This window comes from Vibrio sp. Vb2131, assembly GCF_033338535.1.
GTDB lineage: Bacteria > Pseudomonadota > Gammaproteobacteria > Enterobacterales > Vibrionaceae > Vibrio > Vibrio alginolyticus.
Genome location: NZ_JAWOSW010000013.1, coordinates 23,369 through 49,048 on the forward strand (window position 1 = coordinate 23,369; position 25,680 = coordinate 49,048).

A 25,680-nucleotide genomic window follows, 5' to 3' on the forward strand; every position below is an offset into this window, starting at 1 on the left:
GAAGCTGACGCACCTGCCGAGCAAACCGACGATCCGAAAAAAGCCGCAGTTGCCGCTGCAATTGCTCGAGCCAAAGCGCGCAAAGCGAAGCAAGCAGACTCAACCGAAGCGGAAGAAGCTGACGCACCTGCCGAGCAAACCGACGATCCGAAAAAAGCCGCAGTTGCCGCTGCAATTGCTCGAGCCAAAGCACGAAAAGCGAAGCAAGCAGACTCAATTGAAGCGGAAGAAGCTGAAGCACCTGCCGAGCAAACCGAAGATCCGAAAAAAGCCGCCGTGGCTGCTGCCATTGCACGTGCCAAAGCGCGTAAAGCTAAGCAAGAAACGCAAACAGAGCCTGTTGAAGAAGCCACTTCCGAAGAACCAGAAGTGGATCCGAAGAAAGCCGCGGTTGCCGCAGCAATTGCGCGCGCGAAGGCTCGTAAAGCGAAACAAGCAGACTCAACTGAAGCGGAAGAAGCTGACGCACCTACCGAGCAAACCGACGATCCGAAGAAAGCCGCCGTGGCTGCTGCCATCGCTCGAGCCAAAGCGCGCAAAGCGAAGCAAGAAACGCAAACAGAGCCTGTTGAAGAAGCAACCTCCGAAGAACCAGAAGTGGATCCGAAGAAAGCCGCGGTTGCCGCAGCAATTGCGCGCGCGAAGGCACGCAAAGCGCAACAAGAAGCTAATAAAAATAATACTGAGGAGAACGAGTAGTGTCGTTTTTTATTGCCAGTTCACCGCATACCCACAGTCGTCGTAGTACGCCAGACTTAATGAAATGGGTGGCACTTTGCGCACTTCCAGGTTTAGTAGCTCAAACCTACTTCTTTGGCTGGGGTACGCTTATTCAGCTGATTTTTGCCATTGCAGTCGCTGTATCCCTTGAAGCCTTAGTCATGATCTGTCGTAAACGCTCACCAATGAGAGCGCTACGTGATAACAGTGCAATAGTTACCGCTTGGTTGTTAGCCGTTGCTATACCACCATGGTCTCCGTGGTGGATTATGGTGATCGGGCTTATTTTTGCGATAGTAATTGCTAAACACCTCTATGGTGGCCTTGGACAAAACTTATTCAACCCTGCAATGGTCGCTTATGTGGTCTTGTTGATCTCTTTCCCAGTACAAATGACGAGTTGGAGTGCACCGACATCACTCATACCTGATCATGTAAATTTTGCAGATACACTCTCTTTAATTTTTGCGGGCTATGATTACGACGGCTTATCACTTCAGCAAGTTCGCTCAGGTGTTGACGGCGTGACAATGGCGACACCACTTGATGCATTTAAGACTGGCATTCTTACAGGTGCCACTCCAAGCGAAGTAATGTCGCAGCCGATATTTGATGGCTTAGGTGGTATTGGTTGGCAATGGGTAAACCTTGCTTACCTTCTTGGCGGCATAGTCATGATCAAAAAGCGTATCATCCAATGGTATATTCCAGCAGGTTTCCTTGCGAGTCTGACTCTGTTTAGCCTAGTGTTCACGTTGCTGACGCCAGGGGAAACTGCGTCGCCAATTTTACACTTGTTATCTGGTGCAACCATGCTTGGCGCATTCTTTATTGCAACCGATCCCGTTTCGGCGTCTACCACCGTCAAAGGACGTTTAATCTTCGGTGCGCTTATTGGTGCTTTGGTCTTTATCATTCGCAGTTGGGGCGGTTTCCCAGATGGTGTTGCATTTGCAGTGTTGCTTGCAAATATGTGTGTGCCACTGATCGATTACTACACCAAACCTAGAACTTACGGTCACTGAGGTAAACATGTTAACCGCTATTAGAAAAAATGGTCTGACACTCGCGATATTTGCCTGTGCAACAACCGGATTAGTCGCCCTTACTCAGTACCTAACAAAAGACCAAATCAAGGTACAAGAGCAAAAACAATTACTTTCTGTTTTGAATCAAGTCATTCCAGAAAATATGCATGACAACGCACTCACGCAAGCTTGTACAATGGTCACGTCTCCAGATCTGGGGACATTACGTGCGATGCCAGCCTACCTCGCCACGAAGAATGGTGAACCAACAGCAATCGCAATAGAATCTATCGCGCCAGATGGCTACAATGGTGAGATAAAAGTAATTACTGGGATTGATAATCAGGGCAATATTTTGGGGACACGCGTCCTAAACCACCAAGAAACCCCTGGTCTGGGCGATAAAATCGATCTTCGTGTCACAGACTGGATCCTGAGCTTTACAGGAAAACAAGTCACGGAAAACAATTGGAATTCGTGGAAAGTTCGTAAAGATGGCGGCGATTTCGATCAATTTACTGGTGCAACGATCACGCCAAGAGCCGTCGTAAAAGTGGTGCGAAATACCGTTAACTACGTAAACCAATCTCGTGAAGACATTCTTAGCCAGCCGTTAGGCTGTGAAGGAGAGCAGTAATGAATGAGAATAAATTACTGATGAAAAACGGTATGTGGAGTAATAACCCCGCTCTCGTACAACTGCTGGGCTTATGTCCACTGCTAGCGGTTTCTTCCACGATAACCAATGCATTAGGTCTTGGTATTGCAACCTTACTCGTGCTAGTTGGATCCAACGTAACAGTTTCTCTTATCCGTAACTATGTGCCAAAAGAGATCCGTATACCTGTATTCGTTATGATCATTGCCTCACTCGTTACCTGCGTTCAGTTGTTAATGAATGCCTATGCGTACGGTTTGTACCTGTCTCTAGGTATCTTTATTCCTCTGATTGTAACCAACTGCATCATTATTGGTCGAGCTGAAGCATATGCTTCAAAAAATGATGTTGCACCCGCTGCGCTAGATGGTTTGTGGATGGGCCTTGGTATGACGAGCGTCTTGGTTGTTTTAGGTGCCATGCGCGAATTAATTGGTAATGGCACACTATTCGACGGAGCAGACCTTCTCCTAGGAGACTGGGCTTCAGCTCTACGGATTCAAGTTTTCCAATTTGACAATAACTTCCTGTTAGCGCTTCTCCCACCTGGTGCATTTATCGGTGTTGGGCTGTTGGTAGCGCTCAAAAATGTCATAGATAATTCAATTCAGGCACGTCAACCGAAAGTAGAAAAACCAACCATAGAACGTGCTCGCGTCACTAACGCATAACAAGATAAGGCTCTGTCATAGGAGCCTTTTTCATAAACCGCAGAGACGGTATTGGAAGTCAGCAATGAACAAAATAAAAAGAATCGAAATTCTTGAGCGATTACGAGAAAACAATCCGAATCCTCAAACTGAGCTTAACTGGAGCTCCCCTTTTGAGCTGCTAATCGCTGTATTACTATCAGCTCAAGCAACCGATGTAAGCGTCAATAAAGCCACCGATAAGCTTTTCCCTGTAGCGAATACACCTCAAAGCATTCTTGATTTGGGAGTCGATGGCTTAAAAGAATACATAAAGACCATCGGTTTGTTTAACTCAAAGGCAGAAAACACAATCAAGACTTGTAAGATCTTGTTGGAAAAACACAATGGTGAAGTTCCTGAAGATCGTGCAGCGTTAGAAGCGCTACCAGGCGTAGGTCGCAAGACCGCAAACGTCGTGCTCAACACCGCTTTTGGTTGGCCAACTATTGCCGTCGATACGCACATTTATCGCGTGTCGAATCGCACTAAATTTGCGATGGGAAAAACGGTTGATGATGTCGAGCAGAAGCTATTAAAAGTTGTGCCAAAAGAGTTCAAACTCGATGTGCACCACTGGCTCATTCTTCATGGTCGTTATACGTGCGTAGCAAGAAAGCCTCGCTGCGGTAGCTGCATTATCGAAGATTTGTGCGAATATAAAGAGAAAGTATACCCAGATAGCTAACGCTATTTGTAAATCAAAGCTAGGAGCAAAAAATGTCAAACGGTCGAATTCTCCACACTATGCTTCGCGTAGGTGATCTAGACAAATCCATCAAGTTTTACACTGAAGTTATGGGCATGCAGCTGCTTCGTACTAACGAAAATAAAGAGTACGAATACACGCTAGCGTTTCTTGGTTATGGTGACGAATCCCAAGGTGCAGTGATCGAACTGACTTACAACTGGGGTAAAACTGAGTATGACCTAGGTACTGCTTTTGGTCATATCGCCATTGGTGTTGATGATATCTACACAACTTGCGACGCTATCAAAGCAGCGGGCGGTAATGTGACTCGTGAGCCAGGTCCAGTAAAAGGCGGAAGCACGCACATTGCATTCGTAAAAGACCCGGATGGTTATATGATTGAGCTTATTCAAAACAAGCAAGCTTCAGCAGGTCTTGAAGGCTAAGCGGCACTTCTAATAATCACTTGTACTGCAAGTTGAACTCCGATTACAGGCAGGTCTGCGATCTGCCTGTCCTTTTATAAACAAAACCCTTTACTTGATAATAGTTATCGTTTAGATTTGTCCGCAACTTCGATATGCGGGATTACGATAATGATCAGTGAATGGGAAAAACACACACTTCTAGCCGATACGGCACTTCAACTAGATGACCCTGTTCGCAGCATTCTTCATTACCAGCAAGCCCTAAGCCTGAGTGAAGATATTAGCGAATGTGTGGAAATTGAGGCGGACGAGCGATTATTAATTTCTGTGATTTCTTGTCATAACTTAGCTCAGTTCTGGCGTTGGGCTGGAGATACTGACTATGAACTCAAATACCTTCAACTGGCCTCTGAGAAAGTCTTAACACTTATCCCACAATGCCCAAATAAAGAGTGTGCAAGCTTTATCGACTCGATAGGATGCTGTACTAAGGCGTTGATAGACTTTATGAAGCGTCACCCTAATCCAGCTATTGCCAAACAGGTTGAAAAAATAGATACCGCAACCAATTGCGAAGTCATTGCCAAATTCCGCTTAAACTAACATTCAAATTATACAGCAGGAATCACCGAAAGGTGCTTGGCAAAATACCACTAAAATATTATTAACAACGTCAGTAAATCAAAAACGCCGAAGCTTTCAGCTTCGGCGTTTTTATATGCATCACACTTGGGTTCGCCCTAGAGATATCACGACTCGGCGGTTTTTGTCTTTTCCTATTGGGGAACCGTTATCTGCAATAGGACGACGCTTGCCGTACCCTTGCACTTGAATTCGATCTTCCGGTAGCCCTAGAGACTGAAAATAGTCACGAAGTGACTCTGCACGTCGCTCTGATAAACTTTGACTCGCACTTTTACCATCGGTTGAATCTGTGTAAGTCGCCACCAGCACGAGATCGATATCTTGATTATGTCGGATATAATCTGCAATTTGTGATAAACGCTTTTTAGAAGCCTTGGTTAACTGATCACCTTGTCTTTCGTAGTGCAAAATCGTAAAAGCAATGTCCTCAAAACTGTATTTCAATAAGTTTGAAATACAGTCGCTAAACGCGTTGTACTTGTTTTGAAATAGTACTGATGACAATGCGACTTCAATTCTCTGATCTCGGCTCTGCCAATCTTGGTAGCTAAAAGTCGGATAACGGCCTTTTTCCAGCTCAGACAAAATGCCCCATGCTGTTTGCCCTCCGACATAACCATCAAACTGTTTAAAAAACTTTAGGTTTGTAATTCGATCGGCGTGTTCACCTGGTCGCCAAGGTGGCGGCATAGAAATGAGACTGACGTTACGTGTTTCTCCCATCGGGCGACGCATTTTTAACTCAAAGTCTAAATTGATTTTTTTATTCGCACGAGATGAAAATACCGCATCTCCAAAGCTTGGAATGGGGTGTACAAGCTGACATTCTAATGGTGTATTGACCACCATTTCCCATTGAGATTGCTGTGGAGTCGCAGCATAACGTTTGCCCATCAAAGCGAAGCTGCTTGTGCTAAACAACGAAAATACAACACCACTGGTAATCAGCCATTTCTTCATCTAATACTGTCTCTTAAACGGCAGTCTGTTGCCGTCAATTTGCATCAATAAAACCACTTCAACCGGCATGCAAAAATCTCGCCAATATAGGGTTATCTGTCACAATGCCATTAATGTGAGCCACCGTGTTCCAATCACCTTAACCGCCACTTAGCGTTTTACTTCCTCATGTTTTATCGGTTTACATGATGCAAAGTATGGCGAATAAACGTCTACATAATATGCAATACAAACTTATTGATTGGATGCAAAATAGAATTCCGGTTTTCTCTTAAATTGCGGTTTTTCTCATCGGTATAATCTGCAATAATGCAGCCTTCGTCACACAAAAATAAGCCAACATGACACTAGAAAATGAAGCTCTAACCTTGAAAAAACGCTTTCGTGGTTATTTCCCTGTGGTAGTAGACGTTGAGACCGCTGGTTTCAATGCTCAAACTGATGCACTTTTAGAAATCTGTGCCGTTACGTTGAAAATGGACGAACATGGCGTGTTGCATCCGGCCTCCACCATTCATTTTCATGTGGAACCATTTGAAGGCGCTAACTTAGAAAAAGAAGCGCTTGAATTCATTGGTATTCGTGACCCTTTCAGCCCTCTTCGAGGTGCTGTTTCTGAGCAAGAGGCGCTAAAGGAAATTTATAAGCTTATTCGCAAAGAACAAAAAGCCGCAGATTGCTCACGTGCAATTATGGTTGCTCATAACGCAGCATTCGACTTGGGTTTTGTAAATGCAGCAAATGAACGCTGTAAACTAAAAAGAGTCCCTTTTCATCCCTTTGCTACTTTTGATACGGCTACATTAAGTGGCCTTGCTTATGGCCAAACAGTTCTCGCTAAAGCATGCAAAACAGCCGGGATGGAATTTGATAACCGTGAAGCACACTCTGCGCTTTACGATACACAAAAAACAGCAGAATTATTCTGCGGTATTGTCAACAAATGGAAGGCCCTCGGCGGTTGGCCGCTTGTCGACGAAGAATAATAAGTAAACACAACATATTAGGAAAAGTATGAATCCTGTCGTTATATCAGTGTGCGTCATGCTCGTGTTAGCATTGATGCGCGTAAACGTGGTAGTTGCCCTCACGTTTAGTGCCATCGTAGGCGGCCTAGTCGCAGGCATGAGCCTTGGGGATACGGTTGCCGCATTTGAAAGTGGTCTAGGTGGCGGTGCAACTATCGCGCTAAGCTACGCCATGTTAGGTACTTTCGCTGTTGCCATCTCGAAATCAGGCATCACGGATCTACTGGCCAAAAGTGTTATCAAGCGCTTAAATGGTAAAGAAAACTCGGCGTCAACTACCGGGTTAAAGTACGCGGTGTTAGTCGCGCTCGTTCTTGTCACTATGTCATCTCAAAACGTAATTCCGGTCCATATCGCCTTTATTCCAATTTTGATTCCACCTCTTTTGGGCGTATTTGCGAAACTTAAGCTCGATCGACGTTTGGTCGCGTGTGTTCTTACCTTCGGTTTGATCACACCTTACATGATCTTACCTGTTGGTTTCGGCGGTATTTTCTTAAACAACATTCTATTAAAGAACCTACATGACAACGGTTTGGAGAATGTGATTGCAAGCCAAGTCCCAACCGCCATGTTACTGCCAGGTGCAGGGATGCTGTTTGGTCTATTACTGGCTATCTTTGTGAGCTATCGTAAACCGCGTGTCTACAAAGAAACTGAGTTGACTGTCGTTGACGAAACCGATCACGTCATTAATAAAAAGCACATCTTAGTTGCGGCACTTGGTATTGTCGCTGCTTTGGGTGTTCAGCTTTACACGGGTTCAATGATTATCGGTGCTCTAGCTGGCTTTATGGTGTTCACTTTCGGCGGCGTTATCGCATGGAAAGAGACGCACGACGTGTTCACTAAAGGTGTACACATGATGGCAATGATTGGCTTCATCATGATCGCAGCGGCAGGTTTTGCAGCAGTAATGAAGCAAACTGGCGGTGTTGAAACACTAGTACAATCGCTATCAACCAGCATCGGTGACAATAAGCCTCTAGCTGCACTACTGATGCTGATCGTTGGTCTATTAGTAACAATGGGCATTGGTTCATCGTTCTCTACGATTCCAATCCTTGCAACTATCTATGTGCCTCTTGCGCTAGCATTCGGTTTCTCGCCGATGGCAACGATTGCACTGGTAGGTACTGCGGCGGCGTTAGGTGATGCAGGCTCTCCAGCTTCTGACTCTACATTAGGCCCTACATCTGGTCTAAATGCCGACGGTCAACATGAGCACATTTGGGAAACAGTCGTTCCAACCTTTATCCATTACAATATCCCTCTAATCATCTTTGGTTGGATTGCAGCAATGGTGCTTTAATACTATTGTTTGGATGGATATACATTAGTTACGAAAAAGCCGCTCAATGAGCGGCTTTTTGTTATTCATAACTGTGGTTATTGCGCTGGCATATTGTCAATAATACGCTCACGAATCAGCTTCAAGGTTGGTTCTGTCGACAGGTAATCGATGGCAATCGGAAAATAAGCGTCGTTAATTTTAAGAACCAAGCTAGGGTAAGAGCTCACACCTAGGCTCTTTGCAAGGCTCAATTGATCTTCGAACACACCTTCTAAGAAAGAGCCATCCATGTCATTCTTGAATTGCTGAACATTCAAGCCAATTTCTCTCGCTAGTTGCAAGTGAGTGGCTTCTTCATGAGGAGGCATCGCACGTAAGTAATACGCATGCTGAATCGCTTCTAGCATCTGCTCATAAGAGTCTTGAAAGCCCGCTGCAATAACCGCACGACAAGATTGGTAAGTGCTTCTAACTGGCGTACAAAGCTTCCAGAAATCGTAGTTAAACTTAGTGCCTAACTGGCGCTCAATCTGCTTCCAAATACCTTCGAGTTTTTGTTGCATCTCGGGCGGCATCGGTAAATTAGTATCTGGCGCAAGACCACCAACCACATACTCAAACTGAATCACACCTGGCAGTTGCTGTTTTAGTTTATCCAGCGTTGGTTTGTAACCCCAACACCAACTGCACATTGGGTCATGCACGTAGTAAAGCTTTATATCCACTTTAATAATTAAACCTTTAAAATCATCTCAAAATCTCAGAGTAATTATACAGTCTCATAAGTTGAAAAACTGCTTTATCTTAATAATTCGCTCTAAAGCCAGTCTATACGAGGCGTGTTAAGTTTCATTGTAGATCTTAGGTTAGATAAACAAGTCTGTCAGCTGAGAACTCTAGCCCACCTAGCTCATTTTGTTCGCACAAACTCTTAAAATGTTCAGTACAATACAGAAAGCTCGCTCCTAGCATCTTTGACTTGAAAACAACCTTTTCTGCAACGTCGCTTTCATTAAATACTAACACCTCTACACCTGCTAAGCTGCCATATTCAATTTTTTTGGACGCACTTATCTTCATCTTCTTGCCCAAACTCCAACGGTGTATACAGGTACCATTCCTCTTCTTTATAGCGAATCGATAAGAACTCGCCTACTTTGCTCAATGGCTCTTTTAAAGATGCATAAGCTTTAGGGCAAAGCACTAAGAAAACCCGTAACCATAAACTGATATCAGGAAGTAATGAGTCTTTCTTGAGAACATTTTCAAACTCAATATCTACTTCACCCCATATACTTTTGAAAGAAAAGTTTTCTAATGGCTGCACAAAGATTTTTTCTATTAAATCCATGTCACCTAACTGCCTAGCTACAGAGCTAGGCGTAGTGCTCACGATTTTATATTCATTGTGACAGTCGAAAATTTTATAAACCGTCATTAATCTATCAACTCCTCATGTTTTACTACCAAGTGCTACCTATGGGTAAGTTACTTTTCAAATCATTTTTCATGAAGGAAACAGGCCTAAAAAAGCTGCGTTTTAGAGGAGAAAGCTAATTTTCTCGTCGACCATTACAGTGCTTACAAACCTCAAAATCAGAGAAATAGTATTTTCATATTAATAAAAATCACTAATTAAATGGATCTGTCAAATTAGAAGAAAACATGATGCCATTGAGCTGATTTTGTTCACACAAAGCCTTAAACTTATCTGTACAGTACAAGGTGCCCGCTCCTTCTAACCGAGACTTGAAAACCATTTTGTCTTTAACATCATCGTCAATAAAAACAAGGGTATCTAACCCATCTCGGCTCCCATATGCGATTTTTTCTACACACTTTCTCTTGTTTTCCTGTCCAAAAGTCAGTGATGCATATAAATACCATTGCCCACCTTGGTAGTTAGCAGGTAAAAACTCCCCGTGTTCACTTAGATAAGCATTCAATATTTCATATGCCCTCGGAGATAAAACAAGGTATGTTCGCGCCCATAAACTAATATCAGGCAATAGAGAATTGTACTTAAATACATCTTGAAACTTTACCTCCACAGGCTTCCAAATATCTTGCAGAGATTGGTTTTTAATAGCCTGTAATAAGATCCTCTCAAAATAGTCGAAGTCACCTAACTGGCTAGCGATTTCATCGGGACCAGAGCAGACCGTTTGAAATTCTCTTAAATTATCTATTATCTTGTAAACTGTCATAATCCTCCCAAAACTTGGTTCTTAGCGTCCAATGCTGATTTATGATGGGGCTTACTCTTCGAGTGCATTTTGTGCCGAAATAAGTTGGCCTAAAAATTCTGGGGAGTTAAATTGCCTTTAGTGTAATTCCTTAACCAAATACCATTTGTAGCAACTCCCTTATCAAAGACGTGTAAGCAATGATGTTTGAAAACGACTTTACGAAATAGATGGCAGCATACATCGTAATTACACGCCAATATACATCAAAATTCATACTGGAATTTTTGTATACACTAGGCGGGATTAACATGGCTTCGCGAGGTTTACGAGATAGGCAGTTAGAACAAAGCTTTATGTTCATTCCACTAACCTAAAAAGAAAAAGGAGCCAGTACGGCTCCTTCGTATTCTATCGCTAAATGTGAGTATTTACGAATTACTCAGCTTGATCTTCAGCGCGCGCTGCTGCTTCTTTGATTAGAGGCTGCAGTTCACCTTTTTGGAACATTTCTAGAATAATGTCACAACCGCCGATAAGCTCACCTTCAACCCATAGTTGAGGGAAAGTTGGCCATTGCGCGTACTTTGGTAACTCAGCACGGATATCTGGGTTTTGCAGAATGTCTACGTAAGCGAACTTCTCACCACATGCCATTAGTGCCTGTGACGCTTGAGAAGAGAAACCACAGCTAGGTAGTTTCGGTGATCCTTTCATGTACAGCAGGATTGAGTTTTCAGAGATCTGCTGTTTGATTTTGTCGATAGTTTCCATCGCTTCCTCATTCATGGGTTTGAACTTTATTTATTTGCCACATTCTACTCAATAACGACAGAATAAAAACCATATAATTAATAAGGCTTAATTTTAGATTGCTCATTGGCGAGCAATGCAGCACTTCACCACTGCTAACCTCTTAAAATATTTTCATATCGGGGTTTTAATAAAGTAAAAACTTGCTAAAATACTTAGCAAGTCAGCCTTAAAGGCGACATAGCTATAAAAAAACACTGGAAGCAATCGAAAGGTCATCCTTTCAAATCAATGGAGAATCGAGTAATGGCATTTGAACTACCAGCTCTTCCTTACGCGAAAGACGCACTAGAACCACACATCTCAGCAGAGACTCTAGACTACCACCACGGTAAGCACCACAACACTTACGTTGTTAAGCTTAACGGTCTTATCCCTGGTACTGAGTTCGAAGGCAAAACTCTAGAAGAGATCATCAAGACTTCTACTGGTGGCGTATTCAACAACGCAGCGCAAATCTGGAACCACACGTTCTACTGGCACTGTCTTGCTCCAAATGCGGGCGGCGAGCCAACTGGCGCAGTTGCAGACGCAATCAACGCAGCATTCGGTTCTTTTGAAGAATTCAAAGCGAAGTTTACTGATTCAGCAATCAACAACTTCGGTTCTTCATGGACTTGGCTTGTTAAGAAAGCTGATGGCTCTCTAGAGATCGTTAACACTTCTAACGCTGCTACTCCTCTAACAGAAGAAGGTACAACACCACTTCTAACTGTTGACCTATGGGAACACGCGTACTACATCGATTACCGCAACGTACGTCCTGATTACATGAACGGCTTCTGGGCTCTAGTAAACTGGGACTTCGTAGCTGAGAACCTAGCGAAGTAATATACTTCCCCCTAAGTTCAATTTAGTCTTATTCAAAAGCTCGCTATTTAGCGGGCTTTTTTGTTTCGCCTTCCCTAGCACCTTTAAATAATTCCCTCTTTTACTAAAGTTCTTCTTATCCACGCCGTTAAAAGAGCATCGAGCGAGGAACATCATGCAAATTCATACGTTAGACAAAGCTGCAATTATCAACGAACTTCAGTTCGGTAATGGTATTAACCATGCCGTACACGAAGGTCGTCGTGCGGATTTCTCGCTGATTCTGTCTATGTTCTCTAATGATGTTCGCGATGTGGTCCCAGTTGAAGAGGTCCAGGAAGTCATCACCAGTGACAGTATTCTTCGCCAACAATTGGGTTTATCGCAACCTCAAGCTCTTCGTTCTGATAGCAGCAGCTATGAACTCGCAGCTGAACAAGCGAAACAGTTTCACGATGCAGGATTGCCTTCCGCAAAGCTGAGCCATTACCTAAAACCAGATGCGCTGACTTACCTGCCTGAAGACACATTCAACCTACCAGAGGAGGTTTATCACAACCTATCTGGTCATGAGCGACGCAGATTGGGCGAACGCAACAAACAACTGATCCCAGATGCTGGGCTATATAATCAGCTAGTGACGGCTCAACGTCAGCATCAAATTCAAGCTAAAGCATAGAGATCCGCTTTTTATCCAATAGCTTGCAATACCTACACGTCAGAAATGTGACATCTTACAAATTACCGCACAATAGTCCTCACTCGAAAGCGTTAGTTTGAAGCCTTTCACACTGAACCCAACGAATTTCAACCATGCTATTAGCACAAACCACTGGTGTATTGTTTTTCACATATGGATACAGTGAAGGTGCTATGGATATCAAAGAATCAATTATTCTCGTCACGTCTGCAGGTTCGGTTATAGGAAGAACCTGTGCAAATCACTTTGCTCACCTTGGAGCAACGTTGATTCTTTGTGACCAAAATTCTAGCGCTTTGAGAGCGAGCTATGAGCAAATCAGCGCTTTCACTGACAAAGTGTATGCGATGAATGTGTGTAGTGATAACACAACGTCCATTAACTTATTGTTTGACCAGATAGAATCACAGCTACGTGCGACACCAGATGTGATTGTTAATTGCTGGACCAGCTCCCCTATGCCTGGCTTAATGGCGCCAGAACCAATGAGTACTTACATTGATCACTTGTCGTCTGCGGCACGCTTCCTTTATACCTACGGCCAAGTAGGAGCAGAGCGCTTTCGAGCCAGAAACAAGAAAGGCGTCATTGTTAACGTCATTTCTCATGACAACCATGAAGACTTTACGGGAGTTGAAAGCATGGCGGCGTTGGTGTCAGGTTTTACTCACAGCTGGGCAAAAGAACTCACACCATTCAACATTCGAGTGGGCGGCGTTATTCCCTCGGTAAATCATACAAAAGAAGAGCTCAACGAGAGGCACTGGGCTGAGATCCAAGACGAACTAGTCCGCAACACAGCATACATCGTCGCGAATGAATACTTCAGTGGCCGAGTAGTTGCGACCGAAGTGTAAGCATACACAGCAACTCTGTTTTCCCAAGCCAGATGTAAATCCTGCACCAAAATAAAAAAAGCCCCAGTCATTTGACTGAGGCTTTAACCTTTTCCCGATTAAGGTTCCGTGCTAGCGAAAACCTTGCTCACTCGATTTTTTAATTACGCGTCAGCTTTTTCTTTCTTTGCTTTAGGTGCTGCTTTTGCTGCTTCTTGGTCTGCTTTCTTCTTGATAACAGTTGTACCTTCGAAAGTTTCGCCTTCAACAAATGCTTTACCGTAGTAAGAAGCCATCAACACATCTTTAAGTTCGCTGATTAGAGGGTAACGTGGGTTCGCACCAGTACATTGGTCATCGAACGCTTCTACCGCTAGCTCATCCAGTTTCGCTACGAAATCTGATTCAGCAACACCTGCCGCTTGGATAGACATTGGGATGTCTAGGTTAACTTTTAGTTCATCCAACCATGCTAGTAGACGTTCAATCTTCTGAGCAGTACGGTCACCTTCTTGGCTTAGGCCTAGGTGGTCAGCAACTTCAGCGTAACGACGACGTGCTTGTGGACGGTCGTATTGAGAGAACGCAGTTTGTTTAGTTGGATTGTCGTTCGCGTTGTAACGTACCACGTTAGAGATAAGTAGTGCGTTAGCTAGGCCGTGTGGCAAGTGGAACTCAGCACCCAGTTTGTGAGCCATTGAGTGACAAACACCTAGGAATGCGTTCGCAAATGCAACACCAGCGATAGTAGCTGCGTTGTGTACTTTCTCACGAGCGATTGGGTCATTTGCACCGTTCGCATAGCTTGATGGTAGGTACTCTTTTAGCATCTTAAGTGCTTGAAGAGCTTGGCCATCTGAGTATTCGTTAGCAAGAACAGAAACGTAAGCTTCTAGAGCGTGAGTTACGGCATCGTAACCACCAAATGCTGTTAGAGACTTAGGCATGTTCATTACTAGGTTCGCATCAACGATTGCCATGTTTGGCGTGATTTCGTAGTCAGCTAGTGGGTATTTCGCACCAGTCTTGTCGTCAGTAACAACCGCGAATGGAGTAACTTCTGAACCAGTACCTGAAGTTGTAGTGATACATACAAGCTCAGCTTTTTTACCCATTTTAGGGAACTTGTAGATACGTTTACGGATGTCCATAAAGCGCATTGCTAGTTCTTCAAAGTGAGTTTCTGGGTGCTCGTACATTACCCACATGATTTTCGCTGCATCCATTGGTGAACCACCGCCTAGCGCTAGGATAACGTCAGGTTGGTAGCTAGCCATTTGAGCCGCACCTTTTTCTACTACAGACAGTGTTGGGTCAGCTTCAACATCGAAGAATGTTTGAACTTCCATGCCTTGAGCTTTTAGTAGGCTTACTACGTCATCTGCGTAACCGTTGTTGAATAGGAAACGGTCAGTTACTAGGAATGCACGTTTCTTACCTTCTAGGTCGCCCAGTGCGATTGGAAGGCTACCACGACGGAAGTAGATTGACTTAGGTAGTTTATGCCACAACATGTTTTCAGCTCGCTTCGCTACAGTTTTCTTGTTGATTAGGTGTTTAGGACCTACGTTCTCAGAGATAGAGTTACCACCCCAAGAACCACAACCTAGCGTTAGAGATGGCGCAACGTTGAAGTTGTACAAGTCACCGATACCGCCGTGAGTAGTCGGGATGTTGATTAGGATACGAGCTGTCTTCATCTTGTCACCGAAGTAACGGATACGGTCAGCGTTAGTATCTTGGTTAGTGTAAAGACCAGATGTGTGGCCGATACCACCAATCTCAACCATAGTTACCGCTTGAGCAACCGCGTCTTCGAAGTTGTCAGCACGGAATAGACCTAGAGTTGGAGATAGTTTCTCGTGAGCGAATGCGTCATCGTGAGATACTTTGCCCAGACCTTCACCAACAAGAACTTTAGTGTCTGCTGGAACTTTAACGCCTGCCATTTCAGCGATTGCTGCTGCTGGCTGACCTACGATTTTCGCGTTTAGCGCGCCATCGATAAGAAGCACTTTACGAACTTTATCAGCTTCTGCTTTGCTTAGGACATAAGCTTTGTGAGAAGCAAAACGCTCTTTCACTTCGTCGTATACTTCATCAACTACGATTGCAGCTTGCTCAGAAGCACATACTACCCCGTTGTCGAAAGTCTTAGACATAAGGATAGAAGCAACAGCACGTTTGATGTCTGCTGTTTCATCGATAACAACCGGCACGTTACCTGCACCTACACCGATTGCTGGCTTACCAGAAGAGTATGCTGCTTTAACCATGCCTGGACCACCAGTTGCAAGGATAAGCGCGATGTCATCGTGTTTCATTAGAGCGTTTGAAAGCTCAACAGAAGGCTGGTCGATCCAACCGATGATGTCTTTTGGTGCGCCTGCTGCTACTGCTGCATCTAGAACGAGTTTAGCTGCATCGTTAGTTGAGTTTTTCGCACGTGGATGTGGTGAGAAGATGATACCGTTACGAGTCTTCAAAGAGATTAGAGATTTGAAGATCGCTGTAGAAGTTGGGTTAGTCGTTGGTACGATACCGCAGATGATGCCTACAGGCTCAGCGATAGTCATAGTACCTAGGTTGTCATCCTCTTCTAAGATGCCACACGTTTGTTCGTCTTTGTATTTGTTGTAGATAAACTCAGAAGCAAAGTGGTTCTTGATTACTTTATCTTCAACAATACCCATACCAGATTCTTCTACCGCTTGTTGAGCTAGCGGGATACGGGCCTGGTTAGCTGCAAGCGATGCTGCACGAAAGATTTTATCTACTTGCTCTTGAGAGTAAGTAGCGAACTCTTCTTGCGCTTTCTTAACGCGAGCAACCATTGCATCTAGTTCAGCCATATTAGTTACAGGCATAGGGAATCTCCTAAAATTAACAAATATTAAAAACTTTTTACTAAGGCTATTACTTATCGTTTTTACTGTTTATCAGTCACTTAGAAAACAAACGTCTTAGTAAATTGCTTTCAGGACTGAGTATAATATTTCAGAGTGTGAAAAAAATTGACTTGGATCAGTTCTCACCACCTAAATACTACCAAAGTGGTGCCTCATCACACCAAAATGACATAAATCACTGATAAACAAATAAATTAACTTTCATTTTTTATTGAGTAAAAAAGAAGCAAATGGACAAATAAATAAAAGAAACTACAACAACCTGTAAAAAAGTTTCATTTTTGACCAACAAAATTACATGTAGGCCCAATTCTTTGTGCTACTGAGAGTATATCGAACCGAATACATCTCTCTACAAACCACCTTGGTTTTTATCAAAAATGTGCGAATGTTAACGTTTATGTAAAACAGTGCAATTTATCAGCAACTTTATACGTAACATTTCCTTTCCAGATTAGATACAGTTTATTAAAGAATTAGTTTTTCTCACTTAAATGGCAGGGAATGCGTTAGTTTTTTTCATTTCTTACAACCTAACTTTTGCCTTACATTACGCCCAAATTACCCCTTCTCCTTTTCACTAATGTGAACTTTGATGAGTACGCAACATGCAAACTTTTGAACTTGCTATCTTCTTGCAGTTTTTTCTCGGTTTGGTCGCCGCAGTAAACCCTGTTGGTATCATGCCTGTGTTTGTGTCACTAACCGGGCATATGACACCAGACGAAAAGCGCAATACGGCAACAACAGCAAATGTGGCTGTTGCGATCATCCTGATCATTTCGCTTTTTGCTGGTCAGTTACTGTTAGACATGTTCAGTATTTCTCTGGATTCGTTTCGTGTCGCTGGCGGGTTGCTATTACTTAGCATCGCATTCTCGATGATGAGCGGTAAACTGGGGGAAGATAAGCAGAACAAACAAGAGAAAACGGAATACGTCAGTCGTGAACAGATTGGTGTGGTCCCTCTTGCAATGCCTTTAATGGCAGGTCCTGGTGCAATCAGTTCGACTATTGTTTATGGTGCACGCTACCCAAGCATGTTCGATACCGTGGGCATTAGTATTACGATTGGTTTGTTCTGCCTTTGTTCATGGCTATTATTCCGCTCTGCCCCATTGATCGTACGATTTTTAGGTCAAACTGGAATCAACGTCATTACTCGTATCATGGGTTTGATATTGGGCGCGCTTGGCATAGAGTTCATTGCGAATGGCTTACGCAACTTATTTCCAGGATTAGCCTGAGTTTCTATAAAATTGTATGATAGAGCGATTCAACAATGGATCGCTTTGTCATGACGACTGACTCTCTTAAACATACTCTATATGTCACCATTTTTGGTACTCATACCAAAGCTGGTAAAACGTTCGATATTGCTCTCATTATCGCGATCATCAGTTCGTTAATCGTACTGGTGTTAGATTCGATACCCTCCGTTCGGGCCGAGTGGGAAAAAGAGCTGAAGTTTATTGAATACACATTTACTGGCCTATTCACGATTGAATACCTTCTAAGGCTTTATTGCTCTCCTAAACCTGCCGCCTACGCAAAGAGTTTTTATGGTGTCGTCGATTTACTTGCGATTTTGCCCACCTATTTAGCACTCTTCTTCCCATCCGCTTCGTTTATGGGTGTGATCAGGGCGCTGCGAGTGATGCGAATATTCCGCATACTCAAGTTAGTCCGATACCTCCAAGAGTCCAATATCCTCTTACGTTCACTGCTTATGGCGCGCAGAAAGATTTTTATCTTCTTTAGTTCCGTCGCCATTATGGTAACGATTTTCGGCTCATTGATTTTTATCATTGAAGGACCTGAAAACGGATTTACTAGCATTCCTAAAAGTATTTATTGGGCGATCGTGACCATCACAACGGTTGGTTATGGTGACTTGGTCCCTCAAACAGACCTAGGTAAAGGGCTTGCATCACTCACCATGTTACTGGGTTATTCCATTTTGGCGGTACCTACAGGTATTTTCACTGCCGAATTACACCAAGAGATGCAATCGCACAAAGTATTGGTGAAATGCCCAAACTGCTCCCACGCAGGGCACGACTCTGACGCAATTTACTGTAAACATTGTGGTAGTGAACTGGCCGATCCAGACAAAAGAGTCGTTCGAACGGAAGACGACGCATGAAAAAAGAGCTCCCTAAGGAGCTCTTTTATTTTGTCATCAAATAAAGGATTGATGTGATTATGCTTTCTCAGACAGAATAATTCGCAGAGTACGACGCAATGGCTCCGCAGCACCCCAAAGCAGTTGGTCACCAACAGTGAAAGCATTTAGGAAATCATCACCCATTGCCATCTTACGTAGACGACCCACTGGTACAGACATTGTGCCCGTAACTTTTGCCGGCGTTAGCTCTTGAGCAGTGATGTCACGGTCGTTAGGAATCACTTTCACCCAATCGTTATGAGTGGCGATGATTTCTTCGATTTCGTCCATTGGTACATTTTGTTTAAGCTTGATAGTAAGTGCTTGAGAGTGACAACGCATCGCGCCAATACGCACACAAGTACCGTCAATTGGAACAGGTGAACTTTGAGAACCCAAAATTTTATTCGCCTCAGCGCCCGCTTTCCACTCTTCTTTACTCTGACCATTATCGCGCTTCACATCGATCCATGGGATCAACGAACCAGCTAGTGGCACACCGAATTTATCGGTAGGGAAAGAGCCGCTGCGCATTGTATCCGCAACTTTCTTATCGATATCTAGGATAGAGCTTGATGGGTTTGCAAGTTCAGAGCTCACAGAGTCATTGATAACGCCCATTTGCGAGATCAACTCACGCATATTTTGCGCACCAGCACCAGATGCGGCTTGATAAGTCATTGCGCTTGTCCACTCAACAAGGCCTTTCTCAAATAGACCACCTAGCCCCATTAGCATTAAACTAACCGTACAGTTACCACCGACAAATGTGTTCGTGCCACCGTGGATGCCTTGTTGGATTTGCTTTAAGTTCACTGGATCAAGTGTGATGATCGAATCTTCAGCCATACGTAGCGTAGAGGCCGCGTCAATCCAGTAGCCTTTCCAACCAGCCTGACGAAGTGCAGGGAAAACTTTTTCTGTGTAGCTACCACCTTGACAGGTGATTACCGCATCAAGCTGTTTTAAGCTTTCAATATCATATGCGTCTTGCAGTAAGCCTGCGTCTTTTCCTAAGTTAGGAGCAGGAATACCAACTTGAGAAGTACTGTAGAATACTGGTTCGATTAGGTCGAAGTCTTTCTCTTCAACCATACGCTGCATAAGGACTGAACCAACCATACCGCGCCAACCAACTAAACCAACTCTCATCGTATTAACTCTCCATGTATTAAAAAACCTACCCCATAGTTAATTTTTCACAGCAAAATCTCAACCCCTATTTTGTAAATAAGCGCGTTTTTTAACCTTTTCCTCTGAAAAAACGGGTTACACGAGATTTTTTAGTGTTTGGTTTGCGGTTTTAACCATTTTTCAAGTAGGGAAAGCACTTTAGCCCCCTAATTGGTCTTACCACTCAATGAGAAAATAACACATGAAGCACAATAATTTCACATTACACAACATTTAAAACCAAAAAAGTTAAAACAAACTAACAGTTAATTTCACAAGCAAACGTTTTTACCGACGAACATCAAGATAAAACACCAAATGTTCGAAATATAATTTTTGTTAATGTATGTTATGCGCGATTACAACAAGGAGCGCCTTCCTCTATTGCTCCAAGATTGACAGAGGCACATATGAAGCAAGTTACACCACGCCTACCAAGCTTGATACAGGTATTTATCTCGCTCGGTTTATTTCTCCTGCTGGCATTTTCGTTCACAGCCAAGCTAGACCTACCGATTCAGCTAGCGCTATACATCGGTTGGTTCATTGTCATGATATTGGGCATAAAGCTTGGCCATCAGTATAAAGATCTGGAAAAAGCAGCACTAAATGGCATTTCCAATGGACTTGGAGCCGTTTTAATCCTTTTGGCCGTTGGCGCGCTTGTAGGTACTTGGATCTCTGGTGGTATTGTTCCAACCATTATTTACTACGGCCTTAAAGCAATCCACCCTTCCATCTTTTTGCTCGCGACCATGATCATCTGTTCATTGACTGCGCTAGCGACTGGCACATCTTGGGGTGCGGCTGGCACGGCAGGTATTGCAATGATGGGCATCGGTCAAGGTCTTGGTGTTCCTGCGCCAATCACTGCAGGTGCCGTACTTTCAGGCTGTTACTTTGGTGACAAAATGTCGCCTCTATCGGATTCAGTAATCCTTGCTTCATCTATGTCTAACGTTGAAGTGATGGAACATATTAAAGGCATGTTGCCGATAGCACTCATTAGCTACATTATTACAGGCATTATGTTTACTGCATTTGGCTTCCACTACGCAGGTCAAGTTGACATGAGCCAGGTAGACTCTGTCATTAAGGCGATGGAACAGCAGTTCTACATCACCCCTTACTCATTTGTTCCTGTGGTCATCGTATTGTCACTTCTAGCGATGCGTATGCCTTCATTCCCAGTGATCAGTTTTGGTTCTCTGCTAGGTATTATTTGGGCAGTGATGATCCAAGATGTCGATTTCCTAACCGCGTTCAACACGGCTTGGGCTCCGTTTGCAATCTCATCTGGCGTAGATTTCATTGACTCAATCCTTAACCGTGGCGGCATGTCTTCAATGCTTGGGTCGGTAGCGGTTATCGTATTCGGCCTTGGTTTTGGCGGTCTACTAGATAAAGTAGGCGTGCTAGAGACTATCGCGAAGCTGTTTGAAAAACGCGTTCAAAGTGCAGGTTCATTGGCAACAAGCACAATTGGTACGGCCTTTATGGGCAACGTATTTGGTTCAGCGATGTACGTTTCACTTATCCTGACCCCAAAAATCTGTGCGAAGAACTATGACCGTCTAGGCTACAAACGTAAGAATTTGTCTCGTAACGCAGAATTTGGCGGCACGCTAACCTCAGGTATGGTCCCTTGGAGTGACAACGGTATCTACATGGCCAGTATTTTGGGTGTTGCTACACTGTCTTATGCCCCGTTCATGTGGCTGAGTTTTGTATGTATCATCGTAACGATCTTCACTTCTTACATGGGTTGGTTTGTTGATAAGTGCGAACCAACAGCAGAAGCAGTTGAAGAAGCTGAAGGCGAATTAAAGCAGCAAACCGCTTAACTTCGCAGAGATAGGAAGAACCTCCCTTCCGAATTCAATACTAAAAAAGAGCGCTTTAAAGCGCTCTTTTTTTATTTCCAAAACAAATCGTTAGCTTTGTTTGACTGGCGCTTTCACGGCTGCACGCTTCCCAAACCAATAGCCCAATCCAAGCGGTGCAAAGAATATAACGGCAATGAACAGAATAAAGTAGATGATGGTACTTTTGACAAGTTCAATCAGCTTAGTCATGGCGAGATTCACAACCTCTTGCGACACTCGATCCATATCTTGAGCAAACTTCTCGCGCTCATGGGTAATGATCTGTGCGATTTCTTGGCGCTCTCTGGCAACCATCAGCTCTATAGCTTGGCGTTCTTCACCCAACTGAGATAAACGCGCCTCCGTCCTTTGATCGATATCGTCAACCAAAGGTTGTAACTCCAGCGCCATTTGTTCTGCCAAATAACGCATGTACTCTGGGTTGTTATCGATAAAATCCCTCATCGAATCAGCGGTAACTTGCAAACTATTGAGCGCCGCATTGACTTTTTCGATACTGGCAGAGCTATTCAAGGCCAACAACTGCGCTTTCCACGTCATCATTTTTGGTGTCTGCTCTGATACCAGACTTAGACGATCAGAGACATCCCCAAGTGCTTCTGGCATCGTGCCTAGCGTTGTAACGGCTTCCTCTTCGCTAATTTGGTTTGCATCTAACCACCTACGGTAAGCCGGAGTCCTAATCATGCTTAAATCAGCGAATGGATGCTGCTTGGCGAACTCTGCAACAAACGTTTTTGTCTTGATGTATGCTTCTTTCTTCAATAAAGATTGAGCCAGTTTATCTACCTCTTTCGCTAAATAAACGGAAACTAACTTAGCCTCATCAGACGCAAAGAGCTCATTACCAGAAGCGATAGTAAAGAACTGTTCCATTTGTAGCGTGAAAGTCCATGTATCAATCAGTGCAGCCATTGGGGACACTTGGTATGCAGAAGCTTGGATGCCTTCTTCAGCATTTATCTTCCAAAGTAAAATATAAGATTGATGAACTTTATCATGAGGCTCATATTGTTCGTGTAGTGCGTCTGCTGCTTGCTCAACCTGAGCAAAAAACTGCTGCGCATACTCACGAGTCAAAAGACGCATATTGAGCTCTTGTTTGGTAAGGGGGACGGTTTGACTCTCGATCTTGACTTCGAGCAGGGAGCACCCTGAAAGCATCATAACCAGCCCTATCAACATCATTGAAGACATTCGGCGAACGGACATGAAAACACCTTTAACAAATTGTATAGAACAGGAATAAAGCGAACTAAGTCATATAGTTCGAGCCTTTATTACCTCAACTTTTATGACATTAAGTCAGAGCAATATCAATCTGTTAGCGCTTCTGTTATCTTTTCACTATTGAGAACATTATTAGCAAAAAGTATGGTTTGTTTTAGGACATCATCTAAACATGCCAACTTCTCTTCCGGCACTTTTTGCCCTTGTTTAATCAACAGTTCAATATCACCCGAAATACAGTGCAATGGCATTGCACCTAAACTCCCTGAGACCCCTTTAAGACTGTGTGCGGCTCTTTGCGCTTGCTCTTTATCCTCTTCTAACAGCTGATACATTTTAGTGCCATCGCCAGAGTGATCCTGAATAAAGACCTCCAGTAACATCCGCACAGCGCCCTCGTCACCAGACAGAGAATCTAACATTTTATTGATATCTATGTACGGCTCACGTTCCACTACTTCCACTTGTGATGAATTCACCTCATTACAACTTTCTTCGTTCATTTGGACGTTTTGAAAATTTTCTGACTGAGCTGAGGGAACAGCGTTAGCTCCATTTTCATCATCGCCAACTTGCTCTGACTTTTTATCATCGGTTCTGGGTAGTGGTATCGGTTGAATCGTTTTTGGGGAGAAGGCTCCCCATGAAATGAGGAAAAGGAGCAAACCACTGATTACAGACAACCAAACAATAAAAGTCATTAGCTTCTGTTCCAACTGATCATTTATCGAAGTTAACTGGTTCGGGAAATCTGGATTAAGCAGGTGATTGGATAAATAACTGCCCTGTGCCTGAGCAGATAGTGCGCTTGAGGTTTGAGCAAGCTGGCGCTGAAGAGCACTTCGCTCTTCGGGAGAGAGCGTCTCTGATTCAATAAAAAGTCGGTCTAAGTCACGGTAAGTATCGCTATTCGTTGCAGAGTCACTAAAGACAGACTCAAAAACAAGCGCACCTAAGCGATAGTACATTGCCTGAATTTGCTCAGAGTTTTCTGTTCGAGCACGGCTGCTTCGTAACTGTTCTGCTAACGAAACCAATTCACTGTCACTTCTTACAAAAGCTCGAGCACTTTCTAAAAATCGGTCGGTCGTATAAAGTAATTGAGTGATGTCTGGTGTGATTTTCCCTTCAGAAAACTCACTTTCAAGCTGTAAGCGAACTGCATAAGCCAACTGAAGTTTCAGTGAAATTTGGTCGACGTGTTTAACACGGTAAGGCAGATCGAAGTTAAAAAAGTGCCTGACTTCTTCAACTTTACTTCCTAACTCATTTACAGTCGAAATCGTTTGAATCGTTTGTTTGGCTTGCAGCCAAATGCCAAGTGCTAAAACACACCACAAAACGAACCAGAACCAAACAAACCGCCGTATTCCTTCTTTTAGCTTCAGCAACACTTGCCCCTCGCATATCTCCATTAATTACAAGCATATACTATGGATGTTTCTTATTCACATAAAAAAAGAGAGCCGTTTGCTCTCTTTATTTAACGATATGATTTTAATTGCGACTTAACTGATCTTTTAGATTTGGAGGCGTCCCTTTAATCGTTAAGGTATCCGTCTCTGGATCATAAAAAATACGCTCGCCAAGTAAGAGACTATCGAAGCTAATATTCAAACCACCACCAGCTCCAACAAATTTAGTCAGTTTGCGAACCGTCGCACGATCACCTGGGAAAGACTCTTCAAGCTCGTACCCTTGCTCTTTGGTGAAATCCATAAAGCTCGTGCCATCTTGGCTTTGAGGAAGCTCTCCGGAAAGCTCTGAGATTTGAACCTCATCACCGGATTTAATTTGCTCATTGCAGTAGTCGTAAACTTGTTTCTTGTACTCGTTCACTTCTTGCTTTTCCAGCTTCGAGTCAGCACAAAAATCATCCACCGCCTGCATCAACACTAAGTTTTGTTGTTTAGTATCTAAGCCAATATCCGCTTGCAGAAAATCTAGGAAGAAGTCCGCCACTTTACGGCCAACGCGTCCTTTAATGTATTGCAGATAACGATTGGATTCCTTGTCGGTCTCGTAGCTCGACAGGTCGATGCGTGCGGCAATATCCATTTTGGTGATATCAAGGTAATCTGTCGCACTGATGTCCAAACCTTCGGTCACTTTTAAACTCTGATTCATTGGTAAGATACCGATGAACAGGTAGTCCGTTGCTAAACTCTGATACTCAGCGAAAACCAAGATACCTTCATCCGCAAATGGGTACTTAATCAACTCTTCTTTCAAGCGATTTGCACTAATTTGTGAGAAGTCGTAAAAGTCTCGCTCTCCTTTGCGCATTTCTTGAAGCCAAAATTGAAATTCGCTGTCTGACTGGAAAGCGCCAAAACCTTTACCAGCTTTAGAATGGAATACTCGGTGAAGCTCAGCGACTAAGTTTTCTGTAGATGCATCGTTCTCTAATGATGCTGGACGAAAGTTTACAACCAGCTCGTCCTGATCGTTTTTGCACAGTTGATGCAGAATAACGTTTGAAAGATGAAGACTCATAGTGATTTTATCTTGCTACAAGGTTTTAGTTGATGGGCATTGTAGGTTATCATAAGCCGCTTTTACTATCATTATTAGAGTCTTTATGCCGATTACATCTAAATATACTGACGAGCAAGTAGAAAAAATTCTTGCTGAAGTAGCAACAGTTCTTGAAAAACACGCTGCTTCTCCTGAGTTGACGCTAATGATTGCCGGAAATATCGCAACCAATGTCTTAAATCAACGTGTTGCTGCTTCACAACGCAAAGCGATTGCTGAAAAATTTGCTCAGGCGCTGATGTCTTCTTTAGAAACACCAAAAACACACTAATCACGGACAATAGAACACAT

Annotated in this window: 25 protein-coding genes and 1 pseudogene; 16 read left to right on the forward strand and 10 right to left on the reverse strand. The window is 43.5% G+C overall.

Annotated elements, in window-relative coordinates; translation table 11 throughout:
- The 7 genes and pseudogenes from R7E38_RS14505 to R7E38_RS14535 form a co-directional block, all read left to right on the forward strand.
- A pseudogene (locus tag R7E38_RS14505) lies at nt 1-699 on the forward strand (electron transport complex subunit RsxC); the annotation flags it as partial.
- Nucleotides 699-1,745, forward strand: a complete 1,047-nt coding sequence (gene rsxD / locus R7E38_RS14510; protein ID WP_226083897.1) for an electron transport complex subunit RsxD — start codon at nt 699-701, stop codon at nt 1,743-1,745. The pseudogene R7E38_RS14505 and the gene rsxD, both read left to right, overlap by 1 nt.
- Before the next feature lie 7 nt (nt 1,746-1,752).
- Nucleotides 1,753-2,385: an electron transport complex subunit RsxG gene (rsxG, locus tag R7E38_RS14515; RefSeq protein WP_005380747.1), complete on the forward strand. Its 633-nt coding sequence runs from the start codon at nt 1,753-1,755 to the stop codon at nt 2,383-2,385.
- Complete coding sequence (locus R7E38_RS14520) at nt 2,385-3,077, forward strand: electron transport complex subunit E (protein WP_226083896.1); 693 nt, start codon at nt 2,385-2,387, stop codon at nt 3,075-3,077. The genes rsxG and R7E38_RS14520 overlap by 1 nt, the downstream gene beginning before the upstream one ends.
- Nucleotides 3,078-3,141: 64 nt before the next feature.
- Nucleotides 3,142-3,783, forward strand: a complete 642-nt coding sequence (gene nth, locus R7E38_RS14525; protein ID WP_005380743.1) for an endonuclease III — start codon at nt 3,142-3,144, stop codon at nt 3,781-3,783.
- Nucleotides 3,784-3,815: 32 nt separating this feature from the next.
- The gene (gene gloA, locus R7E38_RS14530) at nt 3,816-4,232 is read left to right on the forward strand and encodes a lactoylglutathione lyase (protein ID WP_005380739.1); all 417 of its coding nucleotides are present in this window, start codon (nt 3,816-3,818) and stop codon (nt 4,230-4,232) included.
- 150 nt (nt 4,233-4,382) lie between these two features.
- Entirely contained in the window at nt 4,383-4,817 is a 435-nt protein-coding gene (locus R7E38_RS14535; protein ID WP_005384886.1) for a DUF2753 domain-containing protein, read from the forward strand.
- Between the two features lie 120 nt (nt 4,818-4,937).
- Here the strand turns inward: R7E38_RS14535 and motY are convergent, their stop codons facing one another.
- Nucleotides 4,938-5,819, reverse strand: coding sequence for a flagellar protein MotY (gene motY / locus R7E38_RS14540; protein ID WP_005384887.1), 882 nt, complete (start codon nt 5,817-5,819; stop codon nt 4,938-4,940).
- Nucleotides 5,820-6,160: 341 nt separating this feature from the next.
- Here motY and rnt point away from each other — a divergent pair, with 341 nt between their 5' ends.
- Both rnt and R7E38_RS14550 read left to right on the forward strand, forming a co-directional pair.
- Nucleotides 6,161-6,805 carry a ribonuclease T gene (gene rnt, locus R7E38_RS14545; RefSeq protein WP_226083895.1) on the forward strand — a complete coding sequence of 215 codons (645 nt, stop codon included), beginning with the start codon at nt 6,161-6,163 and terminating at the stop codon, nt 6,803-6,805.
- Between the two features lie 28 nt (nt 6,806-6,833).
- Nucleotides 6,834-8,159 (forward strand): Na+/H+ antiporter family protein, encoded by a 1,326-nt coding sequence (locus R7E38_RS14550; protein WP_005384889.1) that lies wholly within the window; start codon nt 6,834-6,836, stop codon nt 8,157-8,159.
- Nucleotides 8,160-8,236: 77 nt separating this feature from the next.
- Here R7E38_RS14550 and R7E38_RS14555 read toward each other — a convergent pair whose 3' ends face one another.
- The 4 genes from R7E38_RS14555 to R7E38_RS14570 form a co-directional block, all read right to left on the reverse strand.
- Nucleotides 8,237-8,866: a DsbA family protein gene (locus tag R7E38_RS14555; protein ID WP_017821191.1), complete on the reverse strand. Its 630-nt coding sequence runs from the start codon at nt 8,864-8,866 to the stop codon at nt 8,237-8,239.
- 326 nt (nt 8,867-9,192) lie between these two features.
- Complete coding sequence (locus tag R7E38_RS14560) at nt 9,193-9,579, reverse strand: hypothetical protein (protein WP_226083894.1); 387 nt, start codon at nt 9,577-9,579, stop codon at nt 9,193-9,195.
- 193 nt (nt 9,580-9,772) lie between these two features.
- Nucleotides 9,773-10,348 carry a hypothetical protein gene (locus tag R7E38_RS14565; RefSeq protein ID WP_033907341.1) on the reverse strand — a complete coding sequence of 192 codons (576 nt, stop codon included), beginning with the start codon at nt 10,346-10,348 and terminating at the stop codon, nt 9,773-9,775.
- 417 nt (nt 10,349-10,765) lie between these two features.
- On the reverse strand, nt 10,766-11,101 hold the full coding sequence (locus R7E38_RS14570; RefSeq protein WP_017635833.1) for a Grx4 family monothiol glutaredoxin: 336 nt from the start codon (nt 11,099-11,101) through the stop codon (nt 10,766-10,768).
- A 285-nt stretch (nt 11,102-11,386) separates the two neighbouring features.
- Here R7E38_RS14570 and sodB point away from each other — a divergent pair, with 285 nt between their 5' ends.
- The 3 genes from sodB (at nt 11,387) to R7E38_RS14585 (ending at nt 13,507) form a co-directional block, all read left to right on the forward strand.
- Nucleotides 11,387-11,971, forward strand: a complete 585-nt coding sequence (gene sodB, locus R7E38_RS14575; protein ID WP_005396533.1) for a superoxide dismutase [Fe] — start codon at nt 11,387-11,389, stop codon at nt 11,969-11,971.
- A 154-nt stretch (nt 11,972-12,125) separates the two neighbouring features.
- On the forward strand, nt 12,126-12,629 hold the full coding sequence (locus R7E38_RS14580; protein WP_033907342.1) for a VC2046/SO_2500 family protein: 504 nt from the start codon (nt 12,126-12,128) through the stop codon (nt 12,627-12,629).
- 134 nt (nt 12,630-12,763) lie between these two features.
- Nucleotides 12,764-13,507 carry an SDR family oxidoreductase gene (locus R7E38_RS14585; protein ID WP_005380732.1) on the forward strand — a complete coding sequence of 248 codons (744 nt, stop codon included), beginning with the start codon at nt 12,764-12,766 and terminating at the stop codon, nt 13,505-13,507.
- A gap of 143 nt (nt 13,508-13,650) precedes the next feature.
- Here the strand turns inward: R7E38_RS14585 and adhE are convergent, their stop codons facing one another.
- The gene (gene adhE, locus R7E38_RS14590; protein WP_005380731.1) at nt 13,651-16,353 is read right to left on the reverse strand and encodes a bifunctional acetaldehyde-CoA/alcohol dehydrogenase; all 2,703 of its coding nucleotides are present in this window, start codon (nt 16,351-16,353) and stop codon (nt 13,651-13,653) included.
- A gap of 650 nt (nt 16,354-17,003) precedes the next feature.
- Between adhE and R7E38_RS14595 the strand changes: the two genes are divergently transcribed.
- On the forward strand, nt 17,004-17,642 hold the full coding sequence (locus R7E38_RS14595; protein ID WP_005380729.1) for a YchE family NAAT transporter: 639 nt from the start codon (nt 17,004-17,006) through the stop codon (nt 17,640-17,642).
- Nucleotides 17,643-17,677: 35 nt separating this feature from the next.
- Nucleotides 17,678-18,541, forward strand: a complete 864-nt coding sequence (locus tag R7E38_RS14600) for an ion transporter (RefSeq protein WP_005380728.1) — start codon at nt 17,678-17,680, stop codon at nt 18,539-18,541.
- Nucleotides 18,542-18,598: 57 nt separating this feature from the next.
- On the opposite strand, the gene asd is transcribed toward R7E38_RS14600, so the two are convergent.
- On the reverse strand, nt 18,599-19,714 hold the full coding sequence (asd, locus tag R7E38_RS14605) for an aspartate-semialdehyde dehydrogenase (RefSeq protein ID WP_005380727.1): 1,116 nt from the start codon (nt 19,712-19,714) through the stop codon (nt 18,599-18,601).
- Nucleotides 19,715-20,145: 431 nt separating this feature from the next.
- Between asd and nhaC the strand changes: the two genes are divergently transcribed.
- A complete protein-coding gene (nhaC, locus tag R7E38_RS14610) occupies nt 20,146-21,579 on the forward strand; it encodes a Na+/H+ antiporter NhaC (protein WP_206954792.1) in 1,434 nt (477 codons plus the stop codon).
- Between the two features lie 90 nt (nt 21,580-21,669).
- Here the strand turns inward: nhaC and R7E38_RS14615 are convergent, their stop codons facing one another.
- The 3 genes from R7E38_RS14615 to yejK all read right to left on the reverse strand — a co-directional run bounded on the left by R7E38_RS14615 (nt 21,670) and on the right by yejK (nt 25,347).
- Complete coding sequence (locus R7E38_RS14615) at nt 21,670-22,833, reverse strand: chemotaxis protein (RefSeq protein ID WP_226083892.1); 1,164 nt, start codon at nt 22,831-22,833, stop codon at nt 21,670-21,672.
- Nucleotides 22,834-22,937: 104 nt separating this feature from the next.
- Complete coding sequence (locus R7E38_RS14620) at nt 22,938-24,266, reverse strand: Hpt domain-containing protein (RefSeq protein WP_080996147.1); 1,329 nt, start codon at nt 24,264-24,266, stop codon at nt 22,938-22,940.
- A gap of 82 nt (nt 24,267-24,348) precedes the next feature.
- Complete coding sequence (gene yejK / locus R7E38_RS14625) at nt 24,349-25,347, reverse strand: nucleoid-associated protein YejK (RefSeq protein WP_005380723.1); 999 nt, start codon at nt 25,345-25,347, stop codon at nt 24,349-24,351.
- An 85-nt stretch (nt 25,348-25,432) separates the two neighbouring features.
- On the opposite strand from yejK, the gene R7E38_RS14630 reads away from it, so the two are divergent.
- Nucleotides 25,433-25,660 (forward strand): YejL family protein, encoded by a 228-nt coding sequence (locus tag R7E38_RS14630; RefSeq protein WP_005380722.1) that lies wholly within the window; start codon nt 25,433-25,435, stop codon nt 25,658-25,660.
- Nucleotides 25,661-25,680 lie beyond the last annotated feature (20 nt).

Coding starts and splice junctions, on each gene's coding strand:
- rnt (WP_226083895.1), top strand. CDS start 6,161: ATGACACTAGAAAATGAAGCTCTAACCTTGAAAAAACGCTTTCGTGGT.
- sodB (WP_005396533.1), top strand. CDS start 11,387: ATGGCATTTGAACTACCAGCTCTTCCTTACGCGAAAGACGCACTAGAA.
- R7E38_RS14570 (WP_017635833.1), bottom strand. CDS start 11,101: ATGGAAACTATCGACAAAATCAAACAGCAGATCTCTGAAAACTCAATC.
- R7E38_RS14595 (WP_005380729.1), top strand. CDS start 17,004: ATGCAAACTTTTGAACTTGCTATCTTCTTGCAGTTTTTTCTCGGTTTG.
- R7E38_RS14630 (WP_005380722.1), top strand. CDS start 25,433: ATGCCGATTACATCTAAATATACTGACGAGCAAGTAGAAAAAATTCTT.
- R7E38_RS14560 (WP_226083894.1), bottom strand. CDS start 9,579: ATGACGGTTTATAAAATTTTCGACTGTCACAATGAATATAAAATCGTG.
- R7E38_RS14550 (WP_005384889.1), top strand. CDS start 6,834: ATGAATCCTGTCGTTATATCAGTGTGCGTCATGCTCGTGTTAGCATTG.
- R7E38_RS14585 (WP_005380732.1), top strand. CDS start 12,764: ATGCTATTAGCACAAACCACTGGTGTATTGTTTTTCACATATGGATAC.
- adhE (WP_005380731.1), bottom strand. CDS start 16,353: ATGCCTGTAACTAATATGGCTGAACTAGATGCAATGGTTGCTCGCGTT.
- nth (WP_005380743.1), top strand. CDS start 3,142: ATGAACAAAATAAAAAGAATCGAAATTCTTGAGCGATTACGAGAAAAC.
- R7E38_RS14580 (WP_033907342.1), top strand. CDS start 12,126: ATGCAAATTCATACGTTAGACAAAGCTGCAATTATCAACGAACTTCAG.
- asd (WP_005380727.1), bottom strand. CDS start 19,714: ATGAGAGTTGGTTTAGTTGGTTGGCGCGGTATGGTTGGTTCAGTCCTT.
- gloA (WP_005380739.1), top strand. CDS start 3,816: ATGTCAAACGGTCGAATTCTCCACACTATGCTTCGCGTAGGTGATCTA.
- nhaC (WP_206954792.1), top strand. CDS start 20,146: ATGAAGCAAGTTACACCACGCCTACCAAGCTTGATACAGGTATTTATC.
- R7E38_RS14600 (WP_005380728.1), top strand. CDS start 17,678: ATGGATCGCTTTGTCATGACGACTGACTCTCTTAAACATACTCTATAT.
- R7E38_RS14620 (WP_080996147.1), bottom strand. CDS start 24,266: ATGGAGATATGCGAGGGGCAAGTGTTGCTGAAGCTAAAAGAAGGAATA.
- yejK (WP_005380723.1), bottom strand. CDS start 25,347: ATGAGTCTTCATCTTTCAAACGTTATTCTGCATCAACTGTGCAAAAAC.
- R7E38_RS14565 (WP_033907341.1), bottom strand. CDS start 10,348: ATGACAGTTTACAAGATAATAGATAATTTAAGAGAATTTCAAACGGTC.
- R7E38_RS14615 (WP_226083892.1), bottom strand. CDS start 22,833: ATGTCCGTTCGCCGAATGTCTTCAATGATGTTGATAGGGCTGGTTATG.
- rsxG (WP_005380747.1), top strand. CDS start 1,753: ATGTTAACCGCTATTAGAAAAAATGGTCTGACACTCGCGATATTTGCC.
- R7E38_RS14520 (WP_226083896.1), top strand. CDS start 2,385: ATGAATGAGAATAAATTACTGATGAAAAACGGTATGTGGAGTAATAAC.
- R7E38_RS14535 (WP_005384886.1), top strand. CDS start 4,383: ATGATCAGTGAATGGGAAAAACACACACTTCTAGCCGATACGGCACTT.
- motY (WP_005384887.1), bottom strand. CDS start 5,819: ATGAAGAAATGGCTGATTACCAGTGGTGTTGTATTTTCGTTGTTTAGC.